Source organism: Paraliomyxa miuraensis (genome assembly GCF_026337845.1).
GTDB classification, from domain to species: Bacteria; Myxococcota_A; Polyangia; order Nannocystales; family Nannocystaceae; genus Paraliomyxa; species Paraliomyxa miuraensis.
The window spans coordinates 152,360-174,810 of the sequence record NZ_JAOVZF010000152.1; the positions used below are offsets into that span (position 1 = coordinate 152,360).

At 69.7% G+C, this 22,451-nt stretch carries 21 protein-coding genes; 9 read left to right on the forward strand and 12 right to left on the reverse strand.

Translation table 11 applies throughout. From position 1 onward, the window contains the following. Positions 1-864, reverse strand: coding sequence for a nitrilase-related carbon-nitrogen hydrolase (locus tag OEB96_RS19980; RefSeq protein WP_266217942.1), 864 nt, complete (start codon positions 862-864; stop codon positions 1-3). Between the two features lie 301 nt (positions 865-1,165). On the opposite strand from OEB96_RS19980, the gene OEB96_RS19985 reads away from it, so the two are divergent. Together OEB96_RS19985 and preA are read left to right on the forward strand one after the other, a co-directional pair. Beyond that, complete coding sequence (locus OEB96_RS19985) at positions 1,166-2,467, forward strand: NAD(P)-dependent oxidoreductase (protein ID WP_266217943.1); 1,302 nt, start codon at positions 1,166-1,168, stop codon at positions 2,465-2,467. Between the two features lie 19 nt (positions 2,468-2,486). Beyond that, on the forward strand, positions 2,487-3,770 hold the full coding sequence (gene preA, locus OEB96_RS19990) for an NAD-dependent dihydropyrimidine dehydrogenase subunit PreA (protein ID WP_266217945.1): 1,284 nt from the start codon (positions 2,487-2,489) through the stop codon (positions 3,768-3,770). 19 nt (positions 3,771-3,789) lie between these two features. On the opposite strand, the gene OEB96_RS19995 is transcribed toward preA, so the two are convergent. Together OEB96_RS19995 and OEB96_RS20000 are read right to left on the reverse strand one after the other, a co-directional pair. Beyond that, complete coding sequence (locus OEB96_RS19995) at positions 3,790-4,734, reverse strand: hypothetical protein (protein ID WP_266217947.1); 945 nt, start codon at positions 4,732-4,734, stop codon at positions 3,790-3,792. Between the two features lie 7 nt (positions 4,735-4,741). Then, on the reverse strand, positions 4,742-5,872 hold the full coding sequence (locus OEB96_RS20000; protein WP_266217949.1) for an AAA family ATPase: 1,131 nt from the start codon (positions 5,870-5,872) through the stop codon (positions 4,742-4,744). A 432-nt stretch (positions 5,873-6,304) separates the two neighbouring features. Here OEB96_RS20000 and OEB96_RS20005 point away from each other — a divergent pair, with 432 nt between their 5' ends. Then, the gene (locus tag OEB96_RS20005; protein ID WP_266217950.1) at positions 6,305-6,826 is read left to right on the forward strand and encodes a hypothetical protein; all 522 of its coding nucleotides are present in this window, start codon (positions 6,305-6,307) and stop codon (positions 6,824-6,826) included. Between the two features lie 70 nt (positions 6,827-6,896). Continuing rightward, positions 6,897-7,988 carry a hypothetical protein gene (locus tag OEB96_RS20010; protein ID WP_266217951.1) on the forward strand — a complete coding sequence of 364 codons (1,092 nt, stop codon included), beginning with the start codon at positions 6,897-6,899 and terminating at the stop codon, positions 7,986-7,988. Positions 7,989-7,992: 4 nt separating this feature from the next. Here the strand turns inward: OEB96_RS20010 and OEB96_RS20015 are convergent, their stop codons facing one another. After that, positions 7,993-9,273 (reverse strand): FAD-dependent oxidoreductase, encoded by a 1,281-nt coding sequence (locus tag OEB96_RS20015; protein WP_266217952.1) that lies wholly within the window; start codon positions 9,271-9,273, stop codon positions 7,993-7,995. Between the two features lie 52 nt (positions 9,274-9,325). Next, a complete protein-coding gene (locus OEB96_RS20020) occupies positions 9,326-10,159 on the reverse strand; it encodes a class I SAM-dependent methyltransferase (protein ID WP_266217953.1) in 834 nt (277 codons plus the stop codon). Positions 10,160-10,258: 99 nt separating this feature from the next. On the opposite strand from OEB96_RS20020, the gene OEB96_RS20025 reads away from it, so the two are divergent. Together OEB96_RS20025 and OEB96_RS20030 are read left to right on the forward strand one after the other, a co-directional pair. Beyond that, a complete protein-coding gene (locus tag OEB96_RS20025; RefSeq protein ID WP_266217954.1) occupies positions 10,259-10,660 on the forward strand; it encodes a hypothetical protein in 402 nt (133 codons plus the stop codon). Between the two features lie 58 nt (positions 10,661-10,718). Continuing rightward, a complete protein-coding gene (locus OEB96_RS20030; RefSeq protein WP_266217955.1) occupies positions 10,719-11,006 on the forward strand; it encodes a hypothetical protein in 288 nt (95 codons plus the stop codon). A 31-nt stretch (positions 11,007-11,037) separates the two neighbouring features. On the opposite strand, the gene OEB96_RS20035 is transcribed toward OEB96_RS20030, so the two are convergent. The 7 genes from OEB96_RS20035 to OEB96_RS20065 are packed head-to-tail and all read right to left on the reverse strand — an operon-like array spanning position 11,038 to position 19,362. Continuing rightward, positions 11,038-12,831, reverse strand: a complete 1,794-nt coding sequence (locus OEB96_RS20035) for a tetratricopeptide repeat protein (protein ID WP_266217956.1) — start codon at positions 12,829-12,831, stop codon at positions 11,038-11,040. A gap of 52 nt (positions 12,832-12,883) precedes the next feature. After that, a complete protein-coding gene (locus tag OEB96_RS20040) occupies positions 12,884-14,191 on the reverse strand; it encodes an ABC transporter permease (protein WP_266217957.1) in 1,308 nt (435 codons plus the stop codon). Next, positions 14,191-15,093, reverse strand: a complete 903-nt coding sequence (locus OEB96_RS20045; RefSeq protein ID WP_266217958.1) for an ABC transporter ATP-binding protein — start codon at positions 15,091-15,093, stop codon at positions 14,191-14,193. The genes OEB96_RS20040 and OEB96_RS20045 overlap by 1 nt, the downstream gene beginning before the upstream one ends. A gap of 6 nt (positions 15,094-15,099) precedes the next feature. Next, a complete protein-coding gene (locus tag OEB96_RS20050) occupies positions 15,100-15,744 on the reverse strand; it encodes a DUF3226 domain-containing protein (RefSeq protein WP_266217959.1) in 645 nt (214 codons plus the stop codon). Further along, a complete protein-coding gene (locus OEB96_RS20055; RefSeq protein ID WP_266217960.1) occupies positions 15,741-16,871 on the reverse strand; it encodes an AAA family ATPase in 1,131 nt (376 codons plus the stop codon). Before OEB96_RS20055 ends, OEB96_RS20050 begins: the two co-directional genes overlap by 4 nt. Next, positions 16,835-18,394: an NAD-dependent epimerase/dehydratase family protein gene (locus OEB96_RS20060; RefSeq protein ID WP_266218101.1), complete on the reverse strand. Its 1,560-nt coding sequence runs from the start codon at positions 18,392-18,394 to the stop codon at positions 16,835-16,837. Before OEB96_RS20060 ends, OEB96_RS20055 begins: the two co-directional genes overlap by 37 nt. Before the next feature lie 2 nt (positions 18,395-18,396). Further along, a complete protein-coding gene (locus OEB96_RS20065; RefSeq protein ID WP_266217961.1) occupies positions 18,397-19,362 on the reverse strand; it encodes an FAD-dependent oxidoreductase in 966 nt (321 codons plus the stop codon). A 157-nt stretch (positions 19,363-19,519) separates the two neighbouring features. Here OEB96_RS20065 and OEB96_RS20070 point away from each other — a divergent pair, with 157 nt between their 5' ends. The 3 genes from OEB96_RS20070 (at position 19,520) to OEB96_RS20080 (ending at position 22,394) form a co-directional block, all read left to right on the forward strand. Further along, positions 19,520-21,223, forward strand: coding sequence for a 1-acyl-sn-glycerol-3-phosphate acyltransferase (locus OEB96_RS20070; protein WP_266217962.1), 1,704 nt, complete (start codon positions 19,520-19,522; stop codon positions 21,221-21,223). Then, positions 21,220-22,170, forward strand: a complete 951-nt coding sequence (locus OEB96_RS20075; protein WP_266217964.1) for an NAD(P)H-dependent glycerol-3-phosphate dehydrogenase — start codon at positions 21,220-21,222, stop codon at positions 22,168-22,170. Before OEB96_RS20070 ends, OEB96_RS20075 begins: the two co-directional genes overlap by 4 nt. 62 nt (positions 22,171-22,232) lie before the next feature. Beyond that, positions 22,233-22,394 carry a hypothetical protein gene (locus tag OEB96_RS20080; protein ID WP_266217965.1) on the forward strand — a complete coding sequence of 54 codons (162 nt, stop codon included), beginning with the start codon at positions 22,233-22,235 and terminating at the stop codon, positions 22,392-22,394. Positions 22,395-22,451 lie beyond the last annotated feature (57 nt).

Below are 22,451 nucleotides of genomic sequence, written 5' to 3' on the forward strand. Positions count from 1 at the left end.
CTACTCGACGATCTCGTCGTACGCGTCGGGTCGACGGTCGCGATAGAACTGCCAGGTGCTGCGGACCTCGTCGATCATCGAGAGATCGAGGTCGGCCACGACCACCTCGTCCTGGTCCTTGCTGGCCTCGGCGATGATCTGACCGCGCGGGTTGACGAAGTAGCTGGTGCCGTAGAACTCGCCGATGTTCCACGGTGCCTCGGTGCCCACGCGGTTGATCGCCCCCACGTAGTAGCCGTTGGCCACCGCGTGGGCGGGCTGCTCGATCTTCCACAGGTACTGCGAGAGCCCCGCCACGGTGGCCGAGGGGTTGAACACGATCTCGGCGCCGTTCAGCCCCAGGCACCGTGCGCCCTCGGGGAAGTGGCGGTCGTAGCAGATGTACACGCCGATGGTGGCGTAGCGGGTCTTGAACACCGGGTAGCCGCCGTCGCCGGGCTTGAAGAAGAACTTCTCCCAAAAGCCCGCCACCTGCGGGATGTGCTGCTTGCGGTACTTGCCGAGGTAGCTGCCGTCGGCGTCGAGCACGGCCGCGGTATTGTAGTAGACCCCGCGCATGGCCTTTTCGTAGATGGGGACCACGATCACCATCGAGTGCTTCTTGGCGTACTCGGCCAGCCGCTCGACGGTCGGCCCGGGGACCTCCTCGGCCGAGGCGTACCAGCGTGGATCCTGGCTGGGACAGAAGTAGGGGCCGTTGAAGATCTCCTGCAAGCAGAGGATCTGGACGCCCTTGCCGGCTGCCTGCTCGATCAGCGGGACGTGCTTTTGGAACATCGCCTCCTTGATCTCTTCGACGGGCCGCGACTCGTCGTTGAGCGGGTTGGCGCACTGAATCAGCCCGCAGCGAACGATCTCACTCATTGGCTCATGACCTCGATGGCAGGGGTGGGGGCGCGAGGATACCAGAACTCGGTGGATGGGGCCGTACAACGGCCTCCGGCCCGCGGGTGGGTCGCCATCATGGTCGAAACGGCCGTTCTCACCGCAGCGGGTCGTGGCCGACCGAGAAGCCGCTTGTGGCGGTCGACTGCCCCCGCATACCCTTGGCAGACCCCTCGGACGGACGCGGCCCCTGCGGGGCCGTGCGCTGGCCGTTCGATCGCTTGCCTGCTCCGCTTCCCCCTGCTGACCCCGCTCATCCCAAGAAGGCCGGAAGGTGCCGATGACCAAGATCGCCAAGGAGCGCGCCGAGAACGTCTTCACCGACTTCAAGGCCGCCTACACGCCCCAGCAGGCCCTCGTCGAGGCCAACCGCTGCCTGTTCTGCGCGGACGCGCCGTGCATCCAGGCGTGCCCCACCGGCATCGAGATTCCGCAGTTCATCCGCAAGATCGCCACGGGCAACGTCAAGGGCTCGGCGCGCACGATCTTCGACAGCAACATCCTGGGCATGAGCTGTGCCCGCGTGTGCCCGGTGGAGGTGCTGTGCGTGGGCAAGTGCGTCTACAACGAGATGGGGGTGCCGCCGATCCAGATCGGCAAGCTCCAGCGCTACTCCACCGACCACGCCTTCGCCGAGGGCTGGCGCTTCTTCGAGGCGGCCCCCGACAGCGGCAAGAGCGTGGGCCTGGTCGGGGCCGGGCCGGCCTCGCTGGCGGCGGCCCACGAGCTGCGGCGCCACGGGCATGCGTGCACGATCTACGACAAGCGCGACGTGACGGGCGGCCTGAACACCACCGGGGTGGCGCCCTACAAGATGAAGGCCGACCGCTCCGAGGACGAGGTGGAGTGGGTGCTGGGGATCGGCGGCATCGAGGTACGCACCGGGGTCGAGGTCGGGCGCGACGTGACGTGGGGCGAGCTCCTGCAAGCTCACGATGCGCTGTTCGTCGGGGTGGGCCTGGGTCCCGATACCCGGCTCGACGTGCCCGGTGCCGACCTGTCCGGGATCCACGGGGCGGTGGAGGCGATCGAGCGCGTCAAGCTCGGCACCGTCGACCTCTCGGGGGTGGAGCACGCGGTGGTGGTGGGCGGCGGCAACACGGCCATCGATGCCGTCCGCGAGCTGCGGGGGCTGGGCGTCGCCGACGTCACCATGCTCTACCGCGGCACCGAGCCCGGGATGAGCGGCTATGCCCACGAGTGGAGCGCGGCCAAGGACGAGGGGGTGCGCGCGCGGTGGCAGACCCAGCCGGTCGCCTTCGAGGGGCAGGGCCGGGTGCAGAGCATCCGCTGCGTTCGGCTCGATCAGGCCAAGCAGCCGATCGCGGGCAGCGAGCACGAGGTGCCCGCCGAGCTCGTGCTGCTGGCGATCGGTCAGAGCAAGCTCGAGGCGTTGCTCCTTGGGCTGGGCGTGACCTTCGAGCGCGGCCGGGTGGTCGTCGACGAGCACCAGGCCACCGCCCGCCCCGGCGTCTACGCCGGCGGCGACTGTGCCAACGGCGGCAAGGAGGTGGTCAACGCCGCCGCCGAGGGCAAGCGGGCCGCGCTTGCCATCCACGAGTACATCGTTCGAGTGACCTGAGCCATCGAAGAGACCCGCCATGCCCGACCTCTCGACCAATTGTGCCGGCATCCGCTCCCCCAACCCGTTCTGGCTGGCCTCGGCGCCGCCCGCAAACTCGGGCGCCCAGATCCAGCGGGCGTTCGATCACGGCTGGGGCGGTGCGGTGTGGAAGACCCTCGGGGTTCCGATCCAGAACGTCTCGAGCCGCTTCGGTGCGGTCGACGTGCGTGGGACCAAGGCGGTGGGCTTCAACAACATCGAGCTCATCACCGACCGCTCGCTCGAGGTCAACTTTCGCGAGATCTACGAGACCAAGAAGAAGTACCCCAAGCACGCGGTGGTGGTCTCGCTGATGGTGGAGACTCGGCAGGAGTGGAAGGACATCATCAAGCGCTCCATCGACGCGGGCGCCGACGGGCTCGAGCTCAACTTCGGCTGCCCCCATGGCATGTGCGAGCGCGGCATGGGCTCGGCGGTGGGGCAAGAGCCCAAGGTCAACCAGGAGATCACCTCGTGGGCGGTGGAGTACTCGAGCGTGCCCGTGCTGGTGAAGCTCACCCCCAACGTGGGCGACATCGTGCCTCACGGGCTCGCGGCCCAGCGGGGCGGGGCCCACGGGGTGGCGCTCATCAACACCATCAAGAGCATCATCGGCGTCGACATCGATCGCATGGTGCCGATGCCGAGGGTCGGCGGGCAGTCGACCAACGGGGGCTACTGTGGATCGGCGGTCAAGCCGATCGCGCTGCACATGGTGGCGCAGCTCGCTCGCAGCTCCGAGTTCGAGATCCCCATCAGCGGGATCGGCGGGGTGGCCAACTGGCGTGATGCGGTCGAGTTCATCCTGCTCGGCTCGAGCAGCGTGCAGGTGTGCACCGAGGTGATGCTTCGCGGCTATCGCATCGTCGAGGACATGATCGAGGGGCTCACCGAGTACATGAGCTCGCACGGCTTCGACACCATCGACCAGATGGTGGGCAAGGCCGTGTCCGGCTACTCGGAGTGGGGCGACCTCGACCTCAACTACGAGACGGTGGCCAAGATCGACGCGCAGGCGTGCATCGGCTGCCAGCTGTGCGTGGTGGCGTGCCACGACGGGGCGCACCAGTGCATCCATCCCAACCCCCAAGGTGGCCCGAGCGGCAGCCGGGTCCCCATCGTCGACGAGAGCGAGTGCGTGGGGTGCAACCTGTGCCAGATCGTGTGCCCGGTGCCGGGGTGCATCACGATGGAAGAGGTCGACAACGGGTTCACGCCGGGCACGTGGAACCAGCACATGGCGGGAGAAGCCGCGCTGCGGCCCAAGAAGGGGGCGCACTGATGTCGGGTGGCGCTCTGGGCTAGAGGTTGCGGAGCAGCACCTCGGTGGGCGCGTGCTTGCGGCACGTGAGCGGCGCCTGGTGACCTTCGATCGGGCCGACCACTGGCTCCTGGCCGAGAGCGTCTGCGATGTCGGCAACCAGCGAGCGTAGATACGGGAGCCTGACCGACGTGAGCAGGTGCTGCCAGTCGAGGACCGTCAGCGCCTGCGTGCCATGGCTCTCGTCGTACGTGGTGCAGGACTTGGAGGAGGAGTCGATGCACAGCCACTGGAGGTAGCCCTTGGGGTGGCGGGTGCGGTCGAGGTTGCCGGCCCAGGCCGGTCGCAGCTTGTTGCGGCGCCTTTGCTGCGCCTTGCGTGCGGCAGGCAGGGATTGCCAGCAAGTGCACGCGTGCAAGGTGGCTGCTGCATAGTCGTCGTCGTGGGTCTCGAAATCCTCGGGTTCGACGTCGCGGAGTCGAGGCGTACGATCGGGAGGACACCCCGCATTGGCGGGGCCACGGGGATCGGCGAACAACCAGCTCTCGATCATCGGGACCACGAGGTGGAGGCTGACCCGCTCCCGCAGGGCCTTGCGGGTCCGCTCCTGGGTTCGGAACTCGAGCCGCGCGAGGTGACGTCGCACCGCCTCCTGGGCCACCTGGATCACTGCGTCGGGTTGGTGGCGATTGGCGAGTTCGAGATCATCGAGCACCACGACGAGATCCGCGGGGGCACGGTTGCGGCGGCGGTCCCCGATGGCCTCGGCCGCGGCGCGCTGGACCAGATCGTCGGCGGGGTTCTCCCTGTCGAAGAACCGAGTCACGTCGTTGCTCGTGAACGACGGGATCGGAAAGCCGATGTCTCGGTTGGATGCGACTTCCCCGACGGAGGGCACGGAGTGGAACTCGTGGTCGGGAAACAGACGACTCAGCGCTTCCGGTAGCGCGTTCCACTCCATGCGACCCGTGGGGATCACGGCCACGCGCATGTCAGTCGCCCACCGCGAGCTTGGGAGCTCCAAAGTCCAGGCGATCGTAGAGGTCGCCGAGCGAGAATTGAGCGAGCCAATCCTCGTCGTGGAGCTCGACCAGGCTCACGGGTTGCGATGCCTCGCCGCCCTGGATCACGTAGAAGTTCTCCGGCTCGTTGCGAAATGCATTCATGACCACTGGCGAGTGGCTGGTGAGGATGATCGTGAGGTCGTGTTCCTCGGCTCGCTCCCGCATTGCCACCAACAGCCGACGGATTGCGTGGGGGTGGAGCTGGTTCTCCATCTCGTCGATCGCCACGAGCCCTCCGTCATGGGCTCCGGCGACGGCGGTCAGGTGCAGGAGGCCGGTGAGCAAGCCGTCTGCCATGCGTGCCGGCGGCAGTCCATCGGCGGGGTCGCTGGCCCCCGGAGGGAACACGAACGGAAGACCGCGTTCGAACTCGATTGCCCCGAGTAGCTCCGGAAATGCGTCACGCCCCTTGGAGATCACCCAGTCGAAGCGGCCCTCGTAGTGGATGGCCGATGCCTTCCAGTTGGAGAGCACCGACCACAGATTGCTTCCCGCGCCATGAAGCACCGATGCATGCGCGGTGACGGCCTCGCTGCGCTTCACCTTCTCCAGCGCGGGGGCAGCGTAGACATACGTGCCCGCGATCAAGCCCACCAGAGGGCTCATCCACGGGGCATCACCGCGATCCCACAGGATCTTGGCGCAGCAGCGGGGCTCATGGCCGTGCACGTGTCGCTCGGAACCCAAGAACCATCCGTCGTCGAACATCGCGGCTCGAAGTACGAGCTGGTCTTCGTGGTAGAGCTCTTCACCGTAGGTACCCTTGAGGCCCAGCGTGGTCGTGGGGAACCGTAGGACCCATCGTATTCGGCCCACCTGGAGTTCGAACGTGACCGGTTGATCCTCGGCGACGTCGGTGCTTCGGAGATGGTCGCCGCCCACGGCCACGACTGCTGCCTCGTGCCCACGCTCGAACAGTGCGCGGAGGAACCGGAGCACGTCCAACGTGGTGGACTTTCCGGCTCCGTTGGCGCCCGCGAGCAGGCACGTTCCCTCGGGAGACCAGTCGAGGCGCCGAATCGAGCGGAAGTTCTCGGCTCTCAGGGTGAACTCGGGCACCGGGCGACGACCTCTCTCACGCGGAGTCTATCGACTTTCGCGCGGAGCGGCACGGCGGCGAGGCTCGGGGAGCACGCGGCGACGCGCTCGGCAAGCACGAGCGCCCGTGAGGTGGCTTCGTGGCCGCATCACGGGGTTTCCTGGAGCGGTGCAGGCACGCGCGTCGCAACCGGTGGGCCTCGCTCCGACAGTGGTCCGGGCGGGACGCCCGGCCGATCGGGGTCTGGATGGCACGATCGATGGCCGCGTGGACACGCGGGCGTAGACCCGCGTTGCCGACCAGGACGTCCTTGCCATCGCTGATGGATCGTCCAGCACCATGACACCGACGTCGCATCCCATGACGTCGCGTTGGAGCGGGGATCCGCCCGGGTCGAGCGGATGGTTCTCGTCGCGATTGACTCCGCCGTACCTCCGTGGAATCGTAGCCCCATGCTTGGCTTGCTGGTGTGGTTGGCATTGCTGCAAGAGGAGGAACCGCCGCCGGCGAGGTGCACGGTCGACGTCGTGGGGATGCCGGTATCGGTGATGTCGCATCATCGGCTGGTCGTGGGCGATGGTGACAAGCGCCCGCTCGTCTCGCAGCTCGAGGTCGAGGTCGGGGGGGAGGCGCTGCGGCTGCGCGTGCTGGGGCTGCGCTATCGCGGCGAGCGCTGGATCTCGCGGCAGGAGTGCGAGGCCACCGGTGCGCCGCTGGCCCTGACGGTCGAGCCGTTGCCCGCGCACGTAATGTTCCCGTGTCCCCCCAGGGGGCTCACGGTGGAGTGCCCGCTGTGTCCCGGAGAGGCGGGCGCCCGGGTGTACCTGGCCGAGGAACTGCCGCCGATCGAGATGGAGTCGTGGAGCCGCGAGGTCGACATGCTGCTGCGCGCGCCGGGCTTCCACCGGGAGCTCCAGCACGTGGTGCTGCACCCCGGGCCGAACACCGTGCACGCCGAGCTCGAGCCGCTGTGACGGGCGATTGCGCGCGAATGAGCCCTGGCGTGGCACGGCCGGCCCACGATCGACGATGATGCGGGAGGCGATGCGACGCGCGACGATGACGATGGGGCTCGTGGGGCTGGTGCTCGGCTGCGGAGCGGCACCGGGCCAGATCCTTCCCGGCGGAGGGTCGTCGACGGGCGAGCCCGTCACGAGCACCTCGGGTACGACGGTGGTGGCGGATGGGACCACCGCGGTCGGCGATGTGAGCGGTACGAGCGGCCCGAGCACGGTGGGCTCGAGCACCACCAGCGGTGGATCGAGCAGCGGGACCCAGGACGGCAGCAGCGATGGCAGCAGCAGCGGAGAGCCCATGGACGAGCCGCTGGGGCCGTTCGAGCCCCCGGTGCCGGTGGTCGAGCTCAACGTCGCGGGGTCGAACGATGACGATCCCACGCTCACCGGGGACATGCTGGAGATCTACTTCGCGTCCACCCGCAACGGCTCCCAGGACATCTTCGTGTCGACGCGGGCCAGCGTGGCCGACCCGTGGGACGCACCCGTGCCGGTGGATCCGCTCAATTCCCCCTCGACCGAGACCACCCCCGAGGTGAGCATCGATGGCCTCGTCATCTCGCTCGCGAGCAATCGCCCCGGGGCGATGGGCACGGACATCTACGCCGCCGGGCGGCTCAGTCGTGCCGATCCGTGGCCCACACCGCTGCTGCTGATGCAGGCCAATACGCCCATGGACGACTTCGGGGCCACGATCTCCCCCAACATGGACCAAGTGTTCCTGTGCTGGTTGGACCAGCCGGGCGGGATGGGGCAATCGGACATCTGGCGGGCCGACGTGTCGTTCATGCCCAACATGGTCGGGACGTTCAGCCTGGTGGCCGAGCTGTCCTCCACGAGCGCCGATTGCACGGTCTCGATGGCGCAGAACGAGCGCGAGATCATCTTCGAGTCCACCCGGCTCGTGGACGGGGCGGACACCGTGGCGGAGTGGAATCTGTGGGTCTCCACGCGGCAGGACGCGGCCGACCCCTGGGGTCCCCCGGTGGCGCTGGCCGAGCTCAATACGCCCGATTTCCTGGACAACGACCCCTGGCTGTCGCTGGACCGCCGCACGCTCTACATGGCCAGCACTCGCGGTGGCTCCGGCGACGACATCTACGTGACCACGCGGCGCTGAGCGTTCAGGCGTCGGGAGCGGGTGGCAGCGCCGGAGTCGTCGCCAGCGCGGCGAGCGACAGCGGCGAGCGCAACACCCCGCGCATGTGTCCGGCCATGCTCAGGCACATCTGGCGACGGATCCACGGGATCATGGTCAGGAGCGGCATGAAGCGATCGCGCAGCCACCCCAGCCACTCGTGATCGCTCTGGAAGAACGGCGTGACGGCGCGGGTGGCCCAGAGGTAGTAGCGCAGGTGATCGCGGCGCAGGCGGGTGTAGAGCGCGAGCGCCTCGGTGGGCGACGGGGCGGCTGCGATCGCATCGGCGAGCCCGGTCGCGTCGACCAGCGCGAGGTTGCACCCCTGGCCGAGCTGCGGGCTCATGGCGTGGGCGGCATCGCCGATGAACACGATGCGCTCGCCGTGCCAGCGCGGCATGCTGATGTGACGGTAGTGGGCGAACAGCAGCTGCTCGTGGCTGCGGATCTGCTCGAGCAGGAACGCCGCGCGGGGATCGTGGCGCTGCACCTCGTCCTTCCAGGCCTGCAGGTCACCCGTGCGAAACGCCTCGAGGCGATCGGTGCGGATGCTCCAGAACAGGCTCACGTCGGGCGGCGAGTCGAGCTGGGGGCCGCGACCGGTGGGCAGAAGGCCCATCATGAAGCTGGTGCCGCGCACGACCTGGAACAGCTCGCCCGCGTAGACGCCGTCGGCATCGTCGCCCACGTACCAAAGCGCGCCCCACTCGTAGGGGGACTCGGAGAAGCGCAGGCCCGTACCCGCGCGGAGCTGCGATCGAGCGCCGTCGGCCACCACCACCACGTCGTGGGGACCGAGGCGCTCGCCCGCGGCGGTGCGCAGGGCGACGTGATCGCGCTCGAGCAGCGGCGCGTCGATGTCCACCCCGCACCGCAGCTCGATCCCCGGCTGCGCACGCACGGTCTGCAGCAGGGTCTGGTGCAGCACGCCGCGGTGCAGGCCCAGGCCGAAGCACTCCACGCCAGCGGGGCCCCGCGCGGGCTCCCCCACCGGCAGGTAGTCGAGCGCGAACACCGGGCGGCCGCGGGCGGTCACGCAGCGCAGGCGATCGATGCGAGCGCCACGCTCGAGCACGGGCTGCAGCAGGCCGAGCCGCTCGAGCACGGCCTGTCCGGTGGGCTGCAGCACGATGCCCGCGCCCACGGGGCCCGGCTCGGGCACGCGCTCGTAGAGGGTCACGCGGTGCCCGGCACGGGCGAGGAGCAAGGCGCTCGCCGTCCCGGCCGTTCCGGCCCCCACGATGCCCACGTCGATCGGCGACTGCACGCCACAGGGCTTGTACCAGACGGATGCGGTCGACGCTCGTCGTGGTCTGGATCTAGGGCCGCTCGAACGCCAGCACGAAGCGATCGGACAGCTGGTCCTCGCCGCTGCGCCAGGGCAGGGCGTTCCAGTCGCGGGTGTCCTGGGGGTTGCGCAGGAACTCGGCCTCGCGCACCAGCCGGAAGCCCGCGGCCTGCAGCTCGCTGCGCACCAGCGACTCCTCGATGCGGTGCAGGGTCTGGCTGCCCGAGGCTCCGGCTCCATCGGCGGCGCTGTGATCGACGATCACGTAGAGTCCCCCGGGACGCAGGGCGCGGAACACCGCTGCATCGTGGGCGGCGCGGTCGACCTCCATCCACTCGAAGTCGTGATAGAACATCACGTTGATCACGGCGTCGAGGCCCTGCAGATCCTCGGGGAACGGGTCGACGAATTCGCGATCGAGTCGGATCACGTTGGCCATGACGGGCTTTTCGAGCCGCTTGGTCCAGCCCTCTTGCGCGAAGCGCTCGAGCACGAACGCGGGGTTCTGCCCGTACACGACGCCGGTGGGGCCCACCGCGCGCGCGAGCAGCTCGGTGGTGTAGCCAAAGCCCGCGCCGAGGTCGGCGACCTTCATGCCGGGGGCGATGCCGATGAACTCGAGCAGCTCGACCGGCTTGCGGCGTACGTCGGTCCGTCGGTCGTCGTCCTCGCGATCGGGAGCCTCGACGATGGCCTGCAGCTGCTCGCGCGACAGCGGGGCGGCCGGGGCATCGGCGGGGCCATCGACCCCGGAGGGCGATGCGGACTCGGAGGCCGGCGCATGGTCGGTGAGCTCGGTGGGATCGGTGGGAGGCGGGCGGCAGCCGAGCAGGAGCACGAGCGAGAGCAGGGCGGGGAGGCGCATCGCGACGGAGGGTACGCCGACCGGGGGGGCGCGTACGTCGCCCATTGAGATGCCGGCCCCGTGGCCCAGGCTGTGCGGGGAATCGAGAGGAGAACGACGATGCCGACCATCACCAACCTCGAGCTGTCCATCGACAAGGGGACGGGCGGTCAGCGCCGCAAGGTGACCGTCCGCTACCGCATCAACTTCAACTCGAGCGAGAGACTGGCGGGGACCGTGTTCCGCGAGCGTGTGTCCCTGCGGGGCGACGATGCGCTCTCGGACGACGACCTGACCACGATCTACAACAACAACGTCAAGGCTCCGGTCGATCCCACGTTCATCGAGCGCACGATCGTCCGCATGGTCTCGCGCGACCGGATCGACGAGGACTCGGACTTCGTGCTCGCCGATCGCGACGAGATCTACGCGCGGGTGCGGCTCGAGCCGTTCTCGCCCGGCTCGGTGCAGGGCGACTCCAACCTGGTCTATGGCCAGTTCGGCGGGATGGGCAGCGACTAGCGCCGTTCCTGGCGGTCATGACCCATGCAGGGCATGATGGGCACGAGGAGAGCCCGACATGCACCGATATCGACCGTTGTTCCTGCTGGTGGCCATCGCGTTCACGGTATACTCGTGCCTGGTGGTGGCCGAGCACGGCTACTTCGGCTTTCTGGAGGTGGCCAGTCGAGAGCCGTGGGCCCTGCAGATGCTGATCGACCTCTCGATTGCGCTGCTGCTGGTCAGCTCGTGGATCGCGGTCGACGCCCGACGGCGGCAGCGGGCAGCATGGCCGTGGCTGGTGGGGACCTTGCTGCTGGGGTCGATTGCGCCGCTTTGGTACCTGGCGCTGCGACGACCGCAGTGACTCCGAGCCCGCGTGCGTGCCGGGCCGTTGATCAGCGGTGCGGTCCGCCGTCCTTGCCCTGCTTGCGGAGCGCACGAGCGATGTCCTCGGGCGTGAGCGCCTCCATCGCCAGCGTCATCGCATCGTCGTCCTCGGCCGTCGCGGCCTGGGCGAGGCCGCGGGCGAGATCGGCGGCGGTCAACGCTTGCAGGTTGGCCATCGTGGGCGCGTCCTCGTCGTGGGGCGCGGGGACGACCGGGCGCGGTGGTGGAGGGGCCGCGCGTGCGGGAGGGGGAGGCGGAGGGGTCGACGTGCGCACACGAGGGGGAGGCGGTGGCGTCGAGGGGCGCCCCGGCGGAGGGGCCGAGGGCGTCGACCCGCGCACGGGAGCCGGAGGCGAGGCTGCCCCGGACCGAGCGAGGCTCCGTGCGACGTCCTCGGCCGTGAGCGCCTTCATGGTGAGCATGGTCGACTGATCGTCGTCGTCCTCCCACGGGCTCTGGCCTGCGGGTGCGGGTGCGGGTGGAGGCTCCGGCTCGGCCTCGTCACCGTCGTCGTCATAGGCCAGCTGGGCCAGCTCGTGCAGCGGCACGTCGTTGGCGAGCGCCTCGATGAGCGCCGACGCATCGAGCGACATCGAGATCTCCACGTCGTCGGGGCTGGGCAGCGGGGTCTGGGGCGGCGGAGGCGGGGGCGTCACGACGGGAGGCGGCGGCTCGGGAACCTCGATGCCGCGTGCGGCCAGCTTCTGTCGCTCGTGACGCATCAGCTCGTCGAGATCGAGGCTCAGCGTGCCCTCGACCTCGACCCGCCCACCGCTGGGGTTCGGGGCCGGGCTCGGGGCCGGGCCCTTGAGGCTCTGCTCGGGGACGAGGTCGGAGATGTCGAGCACCACCGTGCCCTCGGGAGGCATGTCCTGGGGTGGTGGCGCTGGAGAACGGGCCGAGGCGGGCTTGGGGACCTCCATGCGCTTGAGCGCGCGCATGAAGCCCAGGTCGTTGGGGCGCCACCTTCGGGCGTTCTCGAGCACGGCGTCGGCCTTGCTGCCGCGACCGAGCACGGCCAGCTCGTCCACCAGGCGCTCGAGCACCGACAGCGCCTTCTCGGTGTGGCCGATGAAGGCGAACGCCTGGGCCAGGACCTCGTAGCCCACGATGTCGCCCGGGCTCACCCGGGTGAGCTGGCTCAGCATGCGCACCGCATCGTGGGGGCGGCGCAGCTCGATGTAGGCGCGTGGCAGCTCGCGCAGGGTATCGAGGTGCTCGGGGTCGAGGGTGAGCAGAAGCTCGGCCACCCGCGCGTAGTCGGAGAAGCGCTGGCTCTGCATCAGCAGGTCGCCGGCGTCGGCCATGGCCTCCACCGCCTCGCGCACCATGCCGCGGCTCTTGTAGATCCGCGCCAGTTGCAGGCGAACCTCGGGGCTGGTGGCATCGAGCTCGGCGCCGAGTCGGAGGATCTGCAGGCCTTCGGTTTGCCGCCCCGCGCGAAGGTGGGCCTCGGCCGCGCGGGCACACACGGTGCGGGCGTTGCTGCCGATGCGGCGCACGGTGGGGCCCACCGCGGTGTAGACGAACGCGTGCGGAGCGATCTGGATGATGCGCTCGCACACGCCCAGGCACTCCGGCTGCCGCCCCATCAGCGCATGTGCCTGGGCGACCTGCAGGTAGTGCACGGTGGCCTGGTCGGGCTGCTGCATCAACGACAGGCAGTCGGCCAGCTGCCAGCGGGCCATGACGTTGGTGGGGTCCTGCTGGAGCGAGGCTTCGAATAGCGGCGCCGCCATGTCGGGTCGACCCGCTGCCTGCCACTGAGCGGCCTGAGCCGCGAGCTGCTGCGCCGGCGTCACGGACGCGAGCATACCACTCGAGGGGTGGCCAAGGGGGGCTACGGGGCGGATCTCAGGGATCGCGTCGCCGCATCACCGCCACGCCGATTCCAAACAGCACCACCGCGAGCGCGAGCAGGATCGACAGCGACGGGAGCATCTGCGTCAGCGACAAGTCCCGCCACACCGCGCCCTCGATCGCGAGGATGGCCCAGCGAAAGGGGCTCGCGTGGCTTGCCGCCAGCAGCCACGGGGGCATCGCGATCAGAGGAATCATGCCCCCGCCGATCATGGCCAGCGGCATCATCACCACCCACGACCCGCCCGACACGGCTGCTTCGGTCCGACCGATCACCGACATCACGAGCATGATGCCAGTGAAGCAGGCCGAGGCGCACACGAGGGCCAGCAGCAGCAGCAGGGGGTCGCCCACCCGTACGCCCAGCGCCAGCACGCCGAAGGTCAGCAGCAAGGCGCTGGTGCCCATGCCCGCGAGCATGCAGGCCAGGCCCTTGCTGGCGAGCACGTGCGCGCGCGCGATCGGGGCCACGCGCAGGCGCAGCAGGGTACCGGCGCGGCGCTCGTGAACCATCGAGGTGGCAAACGCGGTGGCGCAGCCCATCAGTCCCCACACGATCGAGGACGGGAACGTGATGTCGAAGGCCGAGCGCGGCTGGCCCGAGTCGTCGCGAGTCACGTCGACCGCCTCGAGCAGGCCCTCGAGCGAGAACCCGCTGCGGCTGGCCTCTGCGTCGGTCGAGGTCCGATCGCCGGCGAGGGGTCCGTCGGCGGCGTTGAGGCCGTCGAGCGCGTCCATCAACGTCAGCAGGCGCTCGCGTTGCTTCGACTCGAGCTCGGTGGCGTCGTCCAGGTCCTTCCGGACTTGCTGGGTCTGCGCGAGCATGCGGGAGGGATCGGCGAATTGCTCGGTCATCCCGGAGAACAGCGCCTGGGTCACCAGCCCCTGCAAGAGCCCCCGCTCGGCGGTGCGCGCCGGATCGACGCCCAGCGCGAGCGTGGCGGAGGCCTTGGGGTCGCGGCCGAACATGGCGAAGCCGCCGTCGGTGAAGCCGGGGCGGATGTGCACGAACGCGATCCGCTTGCCGCGGCGGACCAGCTCGAGGGCGTCGTCGAGCGCGTCGACGGTGTCGATCTCGAGGCCCTCGGAGGACCTCAGGCGCTCGACCAACCGGGCGCCCTCGCCTCCGGACTCGTCGACGACGACCACCGGCATCGCGGCGCGCTCGCCCGAGTCGCCGCCGAACAGCGAGCCGAAGAACAGCGCGAGCAGCAAGGGGAAGGCCAGCACCCAGAACAGCGACATGCGGTCCCGTACGAGCAGGCGCAGGTCCTTGAGGGCCATGATGAGGACCACGCGCATCAGTCTCGCAAGCTCCTTCCGGTGAGGCTCAGGAACACCCGCTCGAGGTCGGGTCGGTCGACCCGCAGCCGGCAGATCGACAGGTTGGCTCGGCGGAGGGTCTCGCCGAGGGTCTCGATGGCGGTGAGCGGCTCGGTGGTCTCCACCCGCAGGGTCGTGCCTTCGAGCGTACCGGGCAGGTCATCGGTCGAGGCGGGAGCCTGCGCCAGCTCGACCTCCACCACCGCCTGGCCACCGTGCGCATCGATGAGGGCGTCGACCGTGTCGATCGCGAGGACCCGACCGTGGTCCATGATGGCCACGCGGTCGCACAGGCGCTCGGCTTCTTCCATGTAGTGCGTGGTGTAGAGCAGCGTGCAGCCGTCGGCGCGCAGGGCCTCGATGCTCTCGAAGATGTGGTTGCGCGACTGCGGGTCCACGCCCACCGTGGGCTCGTCGCAGAGCAGCAGCTTGGGCTCGTGCACCGCGGCGCAGGCCAGGTTCAAGCGTCGCTTCATGCCGCCCGAGAACGCCTCGGCGCGATCGGTGCGGCGCGCCTCGAGCCCGGCGAGCTGCAGCCCCCAGTCGACCCGCTGCGCGAGCTTGCGGCCGCGCAGGCCCTGGATCTCGGCGAAGAACGCGAGGTTCTCTGCGGCTGTCAGCTCCTCGTAGATCGCGAGGTCCTGCGGGCAGATGCCGATGAGGCTGCGGGTCTGCGGGTCTGCGGGGTCGCGATCGCCATCGATGCGCACGGTGCCGCCGTCGGGGCGCAGAGCGCCGACCAGCATGTGCAGAGTGGTGGACTTGCCCGCGCCATTGGGGCCGAGCAAGGCGAACGCGCTGCCGCGCTCGACGGAGAACGACACGCCGCGCACGGCCTGGGTGCTGCCGTAGCTCTTGACGAGATCGAGGGCGTCGAGCATCGGGGGTCAGGGGGTGGGGGCGGGGGTGAACAGCGCGAGCAGCCAGTCGCGGAAGGCCGGGGCGGGGTCGCGACTGGGGTCGAGGTAGCGCTTGGTGATGGCCTGGCCGAGCGGGGTACCGGGATCCGCTTGCCAGGCGAGCCAGGTGTACATGGTGGCCTTGGAGCGGTGGACTGGGTTGAAGCGGCGATCCTCGGCGGGGATGTCGTCGACGGTCTTGCCCGCACGAGTCACCAGGCGATCGCCGTCGTGAGTCAATCGCAGGAGGAAGTCCTCGAGCATGCCCTCGACGCGGTTGTCGGGCATCATCCATAGACCGATACGGGGTAGGAAGACGTTCGGTGCGGGAAGGTAGGTACCCGAAGGGCTGGGTCGTTGCGGCAGCTCGTAGCCGGATCTCCGCATCACGTCGCCGAGCTGGCGCCATCGAAGCTCGGGATCGGTATCGGCATCGACGATGGCACCAAGCACTCGAACGTGCGTCTGGGGTCGTACGCGGAGATCGTCGAGCAATGCCTCGATGCCGTTCTTGACCTCGATCCTGAACAATCTGCGATTGTCGATGCCGTGGTGATTGCAAAACTGCTTCACCACCTCCGCGTCGTCGCGGCCCTCGACCAGCAGTATCCTGTCGTGGGGCTCGCTCATCATCGCACCTCGATCGACTCGCGCGTGATGATGGCCAGCTCTTCGTCGGCGAACGTCGCCGAGCCGAACTCGTCGCCTGCGCGCTGTAGCCGAACGAGCACGCCGTTGCTCGGGTGATTCAGGGCGGCTTGCTGGAACGCCTCGATGCAATCCCAGCCGTGGGTCGTGGCAATGACTTGGACGTCGAGACGAGCGGCGGTCTCGAAGACCAGTCGCCATACGTCGACCAGGGTGGTGAAGTGCAACCCCGCATCGATCTCATCCACGAGGAACGTGCCGCCTTCGCCGACGGTGACCAGGCCGAGCGCCACCTCGAGCAGACGGTTCATGCCGTCTCCCAGGCTGCGCAAGGGGAGCGGCGTGCGGCCCTTGACCTTGGCCATGGCCGTGCGATGCGAACGGCCGGCCTTGACCATCACGATGCGCTCGAGATCGGGCTCGATGATGCTCAGCGCTTCGACGACGGTTCGCTCGCGGTCGGTGAGGACGACGTCGTCCCATAGGTCGGCGATGTCGATTCCTTCGGCACGCAACCCGCTCGAGGGCAACAACGAGCTGAGCGAGCCATCTTGCTTGGGGCGGTAGAACGCACCCCCGGGGTCCTGGAGCTCGACCCAAACGTCCTGCCAACCGCGACCCGAGCGATTGTGCTTTCGGGCAATCAGTTGGCGCTGGGCGTTGACGCCGTCCGGGGGCGCCTCTCCTTGGCGACGCTCACGCGGGACTTCACCTTCCCACCACGCCCAGTTCGTGAACAGCTCGAGCGCATGAGCTCCGGCAGTGTCGGAGATCCTGGCGACGTCGCTGCGCGTCCCATTCGTTCGGTGGAACAATCGCTCGAGCTCGACCTTGTCGGCGTCGTCGGGCTCGGTGACGAGATACTCGTCTCTACGCTCGAGGATCCTACGCGCCGCGCTCAGAGCGTAGGGGCCCGAGGCATGCAGGTGTACCGCCTCGAGCAACGTGGTCTTGCCGACGTTGTTCTTCCCGACGACCAGCGTCACGCGACCGAGGCGCTCGACCGCGAGGTCGGAGAAGGCCCGAAAGCCGGTGATGCGGAGCGACTCGAGCATGACGATACCCACCGTAGATATCACAGCGGTCGCACGAACATCACCATCAGATCCCACGCCAGGTGGCAGGTCATCACCGGGACCAGGCTACGCGTGCGTACGGCCAGCATGCTCCACAGCGTGCCCATGATCACCGCGGCCAGGGCCAACAGCGGCGGTCCGGTGGAGAGATGGGCCAGCGCGAACACGGTACCCGCAGCCAAGCACCCGAGCACGGGGCCCAGGCGGACCGCCAGCGGGATGGTGAACGCGCCACGCCACACGAAGTCCTCTCCGAGCACGATGAGCGGGAGCAGGCTCAGTCGGACGGGCAGCGGGGCGAGGTCGATCCACGCGTAGACCTCCTGCACCTGGGCGGCGAAGGCCGGCGCCCACTGGCGCAGGCCTGCCATGAACGCCGCTGCACCGCCGTAGAAGACGGCTGCCAAGCCGAGCCCCAGGCCAATCGCCGCGGCGCTCGGTCGCAGCAAGGGGGCCCAGGCGCGTCGCATCGACAGCACGAGCATCAACGAGAGCCCGACCTCGATCACCGCCATCCGCGTCCACACCGACGGCAGCACGTAGGGCAGCCCCAGCATCACCGCCAGTGCGAGCAGCAGCATCACCGGCCACCCCCGCATCGCCGCGGCTCGCTCCCGCAACCACGCCCGGTGCTCGCGGCTCGTCACCAACCGCACGCTCGGCAGTAGGTCGGGCACGCCGGCGGCAATCTCCCGGATCCGCTCCTCGCTCAGCGCCCGGGGCCGCAGTCCCAGCGCGGCCTCGGCCTGGCTCGGATCCCCCGGCAGCCCCCGCGTGAGCATCGCGAGCTGGCTGCGCGACAGCAGCGGATCGGGCAGCATGCGCTCCATCACCGCCGCCCCCAGCCGCGCCAGCGGATCGGGCAACGACGGCGTGAGCGTGGGCAGCTCGAGCGCTTTCGCCACCCGTCGCACCAGCCCCCGCAGCTCCAGCACCTCCGGCCCCACCACGTCGATCGTGGCCCCCACCGTCCGAGGTCGCTCGAGCGCCTCCACCACCGCCGTCGCCACGTCGCGCACATCGACCGCAGGCAGCGGCCCCGTGGCCCCGCGCGGTACCGGCACCAGCGGCGCGAGCCGAACCATCCGCACCAGGTTGCGCAGCGCATCGTCACCGGGCCCGTAGATCAACCCCGGTCGCAGCACCGTCGCCTGCAGCCCGCTGTCCTCGACCAAGCGCTCGCCCTGCCGCTTGGTCTCCGCGTAGCCCCCAACGGCGTCGTCCGCCTGCGCCACGCTCACGTGCACGACCCGCTCGATCCCCGCAGCCCGGCACGCCTCGATCATGTGCTCCACCGCGCCGACATGCGCGCGCCCAAAGTCGTTGCTCCCCCGCGGCGCCTTGATCCCCACCAGGTTCACCACCGCCTCGCACCCTCTGAGCACCTCCGCGGGCCACGGCCCCGCGCCGGCATCGAGCATCCGATGCTCCACGCCCTGCCGATCCATCGAGGCGTCGACCCGCCGCGCCAGCACCCGCGCCTCGTGCCCACGCTCGCGCAGCGCGTCCACCACGTGGCGCCCGAGGAACCCGCTGCCGCCCGCGACCGCGACCCTCATGCTCACCCGGTGCGCGCCGCCACGGGGGGCAGCGCATCGCCGCACAGCCGCACCGCCTCTTCGGCGCAGCCCCACGACAGCGTGACCCCGGCCCCGCCGTGTCCGTAGTCGTGCACGACCAGGCCCTCGCGGCGCGGCTCGGCCTCCACGCGAACGGTGGCGCGCCCCGGTCGCAGCCCCACCACCTCGGCGCGTCGCGGTGCGCTCGCGATCCTCGGATCCAGTCGTGCGCAGCGGTCCACGATCCCCTCGGTCTCCGCCGGTCGCGTGGACCGATCGTCGTCGTGGGGTGACGCCGTGCCTCCGATCACGCAGTGATCCCCGCGCGGCACCACGTAGGCGAGCCCCTCGCGGCCGTGCTCGTCGAGCAGGATGTCGGTGATGCCCGGAGCCTCCACGTGCACCAGCTGCCCGCGGATGGGGTACACCTGCGGATCGGACACCAGCGTTCGCGCGCCCAGCCCCGAGCAGTTGATCACCACCGGGGCACGCTCGAGCGCCTCGTCGAGCGACCGCAGGCGTCGCTGCACGATGCGACCGCCCGCCTCGGCGAAGCGCGCCATGAGGTACGGAAGGTACCGTCGCGTATCGACGACCGGCGACGGCAGCACGAACCCGTCCGCAAAGCCCGCGGGGCGCTCGTGCGGGGCCAGTCGTCGGTGTTCGGGCACGGCGGCCGCCCACCACGGCTGCTCCTTCGGCTCGTGATAGAGGTCGAGCAATCGATGCATCCGCACCCCGGTGTCGGTCCGACCCGCGAGGGCGGTGAAGCGGTCGTAGCTCACCCGGGCCCAGGCCAGCACGCGATCGCGAGGGAACGCCCCGTAGGGGTACCAGAACGCCGCGGCCACGTTCGAGGTGGTGCGAGGGGGCAGGGCAGCGGCCCAGATCTCCACCGGACGGCCCGCTTCGGCCAGCAGCACGGCGCAGGTCAGCCCGGCCACGCCGCATCCGACGACGACGATCACGCCCGCAGCGTATCACTCCCATGGCCGGGGTGAGACCACCGACGCTCGGGTGTGCCACCCCTTCCCGAGATGGCCCCCGAAATGGGGCGGGGCCTCGGATCGGCCCTCGTCGGGCAGAGCCGCGGGCGCCACTTGGGGTATCCTCCCCGACGCTCCGATGAAGCTCCTGCCTACGCGTCCGCTGCGACTGCCGCGCCTGCGGACCTACGTCCCTCGCCCCGAGGATCCCAAGATCTTCTGGTTCAACAGCGAGCGCGCGGACATCGTCGACGAGGTCGTGCGCCGCATCCTCGAGCGCTACGACGCCGAGGAGTCGGCCGAGCTCGCGCTCAACGACGCCGCCTACCACGAGATCCGCCGCCTCGAGGCCGACAAGTCCGAGGGAGCCCGGCACAAGCTCGACTACTGGCGCGGGATCCTCCGGCGGGTGGGTCGCATGTCGGTGGAGGGCAAGCACGAGACCCTGCGGGAGATCGCCCACGCCATGGCCAAGGACGTGGCCGGCAACTTCGATCCGCGGGTCTATCACTTCGCCAGCCGCTTCGTGCCCGGCGTGCTGACCGCGGCGATGAACCCGTCCAACATCCTCCACAACGTGGTCGGCAGCGCCGGGCGGCTCGACGGGCTCGTGGCCACCGAGGGACCGATCGACAAGATCCGCCACATCTCCAAGCGCGGCACGGCGGTGCTGGTGCCCACCCACTCGTCCAACCTCGACTCGATTGCACTGGGCTGGGTGCTCCAGCGCGAGGGGCTGTCGCCGGTGGTCTACGGCGCGGGCAAGAACCTGTTCACCAACCCGATCGTGTCGTTCTTCATGCACAACCTGGGCGCCTACCGGGTCGATCGGCGGGTGAAGGCGGGGCTGTACAAGGAGATCCTCAAGGCCTACTCCTGCGTGGTCATCGAGCGCGGCTACCACTCCCTGTTCTTTCCCGGGGGAACGCGCAGCCGCTCGGGCGCGATCGAGAACCACCTCAAGCTGGGCCTGGCCGGCACCGGAGTGGAGGCGTTCGCCCGCAACCGGGCACGAGGGATCGATCGCCCGGTGTACTTCGTGCCGACGACCATCAACTACGCCCTGGTCCTCGAGGCCGAGACCCTGATCGAGGACTATCTCAAGGAAGAAGGACGGGCCCGCTACATCATCGAGGACGACGAGTTCTCTCGCATCGAGCGCTGGATCTCGTTCTTCAACAAATTCCGCGGGCTCGAGAGCGTGTGCGTGATTCGCTTCGGCGAGCCGCTCGATCCGTTCGGCAACCCGGTCGACGAGCAGGGCTCCTCGCTGGCCCCCGATGGGCGCATCATCGATCCCGGGACCTACATCAGCCGTCGGGGCACCCCATCGGTCGACGCCCGCCGCGATGCGGCCTACACCCGCGCGCTGGGCAAGGTGCTGGCGCAGGCCTACCAGCGCGAGACGGTCGTGATGCCCACGCAGCTGGTGGCCCACGTGGTGTTCCGTCGCGTGGTGCGAGCGACCCCCGGGCTCGATCTGTTCGCGCGGCTGCGCTACCGCGGTGCGATCGCGATCCCGTGCGACGAGCTCGTGACCGAGATCGGCCAGACCCGCGATCGCCTGCTGGCCCTCGAGGCGGCCGGTCGCGTGCACGTGAGCAACTTCGTGCGCCGTCAGCCCCCCGCCAACATCCTCGACGGGGTGCTCGCGACCTGGTCGGGCTATCACGCGGCGCGTCCGGTGGCGCGCGTGCAGAGCGGCTCGCTCATCGCCGAGGATCCCAACCTGCTGCTGTTCTACCAGAACCGGCTGCGGACCCTCGCCCCCGAAATCGCAGGGGACGACGAGGCCGATCAGATCGCCGCGCGCGAGATCGCCGGGATGGAGCACCACGCATGAGCCCACCGGTCGCCGTCGTGGGAGGAGGGAGCTTCGGTCGCAGCCTTGCGCAGGCCGCCGCGCGGGTCGGGCAGCGGGTGCTCCTGTGGAGCCGCCAACCCCGACCCATGCCCGCGGTGGCCGGCGATGGCTCGATCCACACCGTCAGCGCGCTGCCCGAGCTGGCCGAGGCGGAGCTGCTGCTGTTCGCGGTGCCGTCGCCCTACGTGGCCGAGCTGGCCGACGAGCTGGGCCGCAGCCTCGACGGCTCCCACCTGCTGGTCCATGTCAGCCGCGGTCTTCTGGGCGACGACCTGCACACCGTGAGCGAGGTGCTGTCCTCGCGCACGCCGTGTCGCCGGGTGGGCGCGCTGGCGGGACCCCTGGTGGCGAGGAACCTCGTCGAGGGGCAGCCGGGAGGGGCGATCATCGGCTCCGCGTTTCCGGAGGTCGTCGAGTCCGTCAGCGATGCGATCGGCGGCCCGACCCTGCGGGTGTACGGGACCGACGACCTCATGGGCGTGGAGATCGCCTCCGCGCTCGTCGGGTTGGTTGCGCTGGCGCTGGGCTACGCCCAGCGGCTGGGGATGGGCCCCGGCACCCTCGCGGTGCTCGCCACCCGCGGGCTGGCCGAGGCCACCCGCGTGGGGGAGATGCGCGGAGGCTCGGCGCGAACCTTCGCGGGCTTGGCCGGCGCCGGCGATCTGATCGCCGCGGTCGCGGGCGACGGTCGTCCCGAGGTGGAGTTCGGCCGGGCGCTGGCCGAAGGACTGGGCCTTCGGGCCGCAGCCGAGCGCGCGGGGGCCTACATCGAGGGCGCTCTGCTGGCCAAGCAGGTGGCTGCATTCGGGCGTCGGGTCGGGGTCGAGGTGCCGCTGTCGGGCGGGCTGGCCCGGCTGATGGCGGGTGAGCTGTCGGCCGAGCAGCTCGCCGAGGCCCTCATGGCTCGCCCGGCCAAACGCGAGTAGGGCGCGAGTAGGACGCGAGTCGGTCTGCATCGTTCCGCCCGCCGGGCGGCTCCAATTCGTCGATGTCGACCAGAACCTGCTGTGCGCTGTTGTTGGCGCTGGCCGGGTGTCGTGCGCAGACCGAGCCCACGAAGACGCCCGATGACGCGGCCTCGCCGGGAGCGTCGGACGACGACGCTGGCATACCGGACGACGAGGACCTCGAGGAAGTGGAGCCGTACTGATGGGCCGCATCGTGATCATGGAACCGCCGACGCCGATTAAATCGGATTTGCTCCTTC

Excerpts from the sequence above, each read along its gene's own strand:
- OEB96_RS19980 (WP_266217942.1), bottom strand. The coding sequence starts at position 864 with ATGAGTGAGATCGTTCGCTGCGGGCTGATTCAGTGCGCCAACCCGCTC.
- OEB96_RS19985 (WP_266217943.1), top strand. The coding sequence starts at position 1,166 with ATGACCAAGATCGCCAAGGAGCGCGCCGAGAACGTCTTCACCGACTTC.
- preA (WP_266217945.1), top strand. The coding sequence starts at position 2,487 with ATGCCCGACCTCTCGACCAATTGTGCCGGCATCCGCTCCCCCAACCCG.
- OEB96_RS20005 (WP_266217950.1), top strand. The coding sequence starts at position 6,305 with ATGCTTGGCTTGCTGGTGTGGTTGGCATTGCTGCAAGAGGAGGAACCG.
- OEB96_RS20010 (WP_266217951.1), top strand. The coding sequence starts at position 6,897 with ATGCGACGCGCGACGATGACGATGGGGCTCGTGGGGCTGGTGCTCGGC.
- OEB96_RS20020 (WP_266217953.1), bottom strand. The coding sequence starts at position 10,159 with ATGCGCCTCCCCGCCCTGCTCTCGCTCGTGCTCCTGCTCGGCTGCCGC.
- OEB96_RS20025 (WP_266217954.1), top strand. The coding sequence starts at position 10,259 with ATGCCGACCATCACCAACCTCGAGCTGTCCATCGACAAGGGGACGGGC.
- OEB96_RS20030 (WP_266217955.1), top strand. The coding sequence starts at position 10,719 with ATGCACCGATATCGACCGTTGTTCCTGCTGGTGGCCATCGCGTTCACG.
- OEB96_RS20040 (WP_266217957.1), bottom strand. The coding sequence starts at position 14,191 with ATGCGCGTGGTCCTCATCATGGCCCTCAAGGACCTGCGCCTGCTCGTA.
- OEB96_RS20045 (WP_266217958.1), bottom strand. The coding sequence starts at position 15,093 with ATGCTCGACGCCCTCGATCTCGTCAAGAGCTACGGCAGCACCCAGGCC.
- OEB96_RS20050 (WP_266217959.1), bottom strand. The coding sequence starts at position 15,744 with ATGATGAGCGAGCCCCACGACAGGATACTGCTGGTCGAGGGCCGCGAC.
- OEB96_RS20060 (WP_266218101.1), bottom strand. The coding sequence starts at position 18,394 with ATGAGGGTCGCGGTCGCGGGCGGCAGCGGGTTCCTCGGGCGCCACGTG.
- OEB96_RS20070 (WP_266217962.1), top strand. The coding sequence starts at position 19,520 with ATGAAGCTCCTGCCTACGCGTCCGCTGCGACTGCCGCGCCTGCGGACC.
- OEB96_RS20075 (WP_266217964.1), top strand. The coding sequence starts at position 21,220 with ATGAGCCCACCGGTCGCCGTCGTGGGAGGAGGGAGCTTCGGTCGCAGC.
- OEB96_RS20080 (WP_266217965.1), top strand. The coding sequence starts at position 22,233 with ATGTCGACCAGAACCTGCTGTGCGCTGTTGTTGGCGCTGGCCGGGTGT.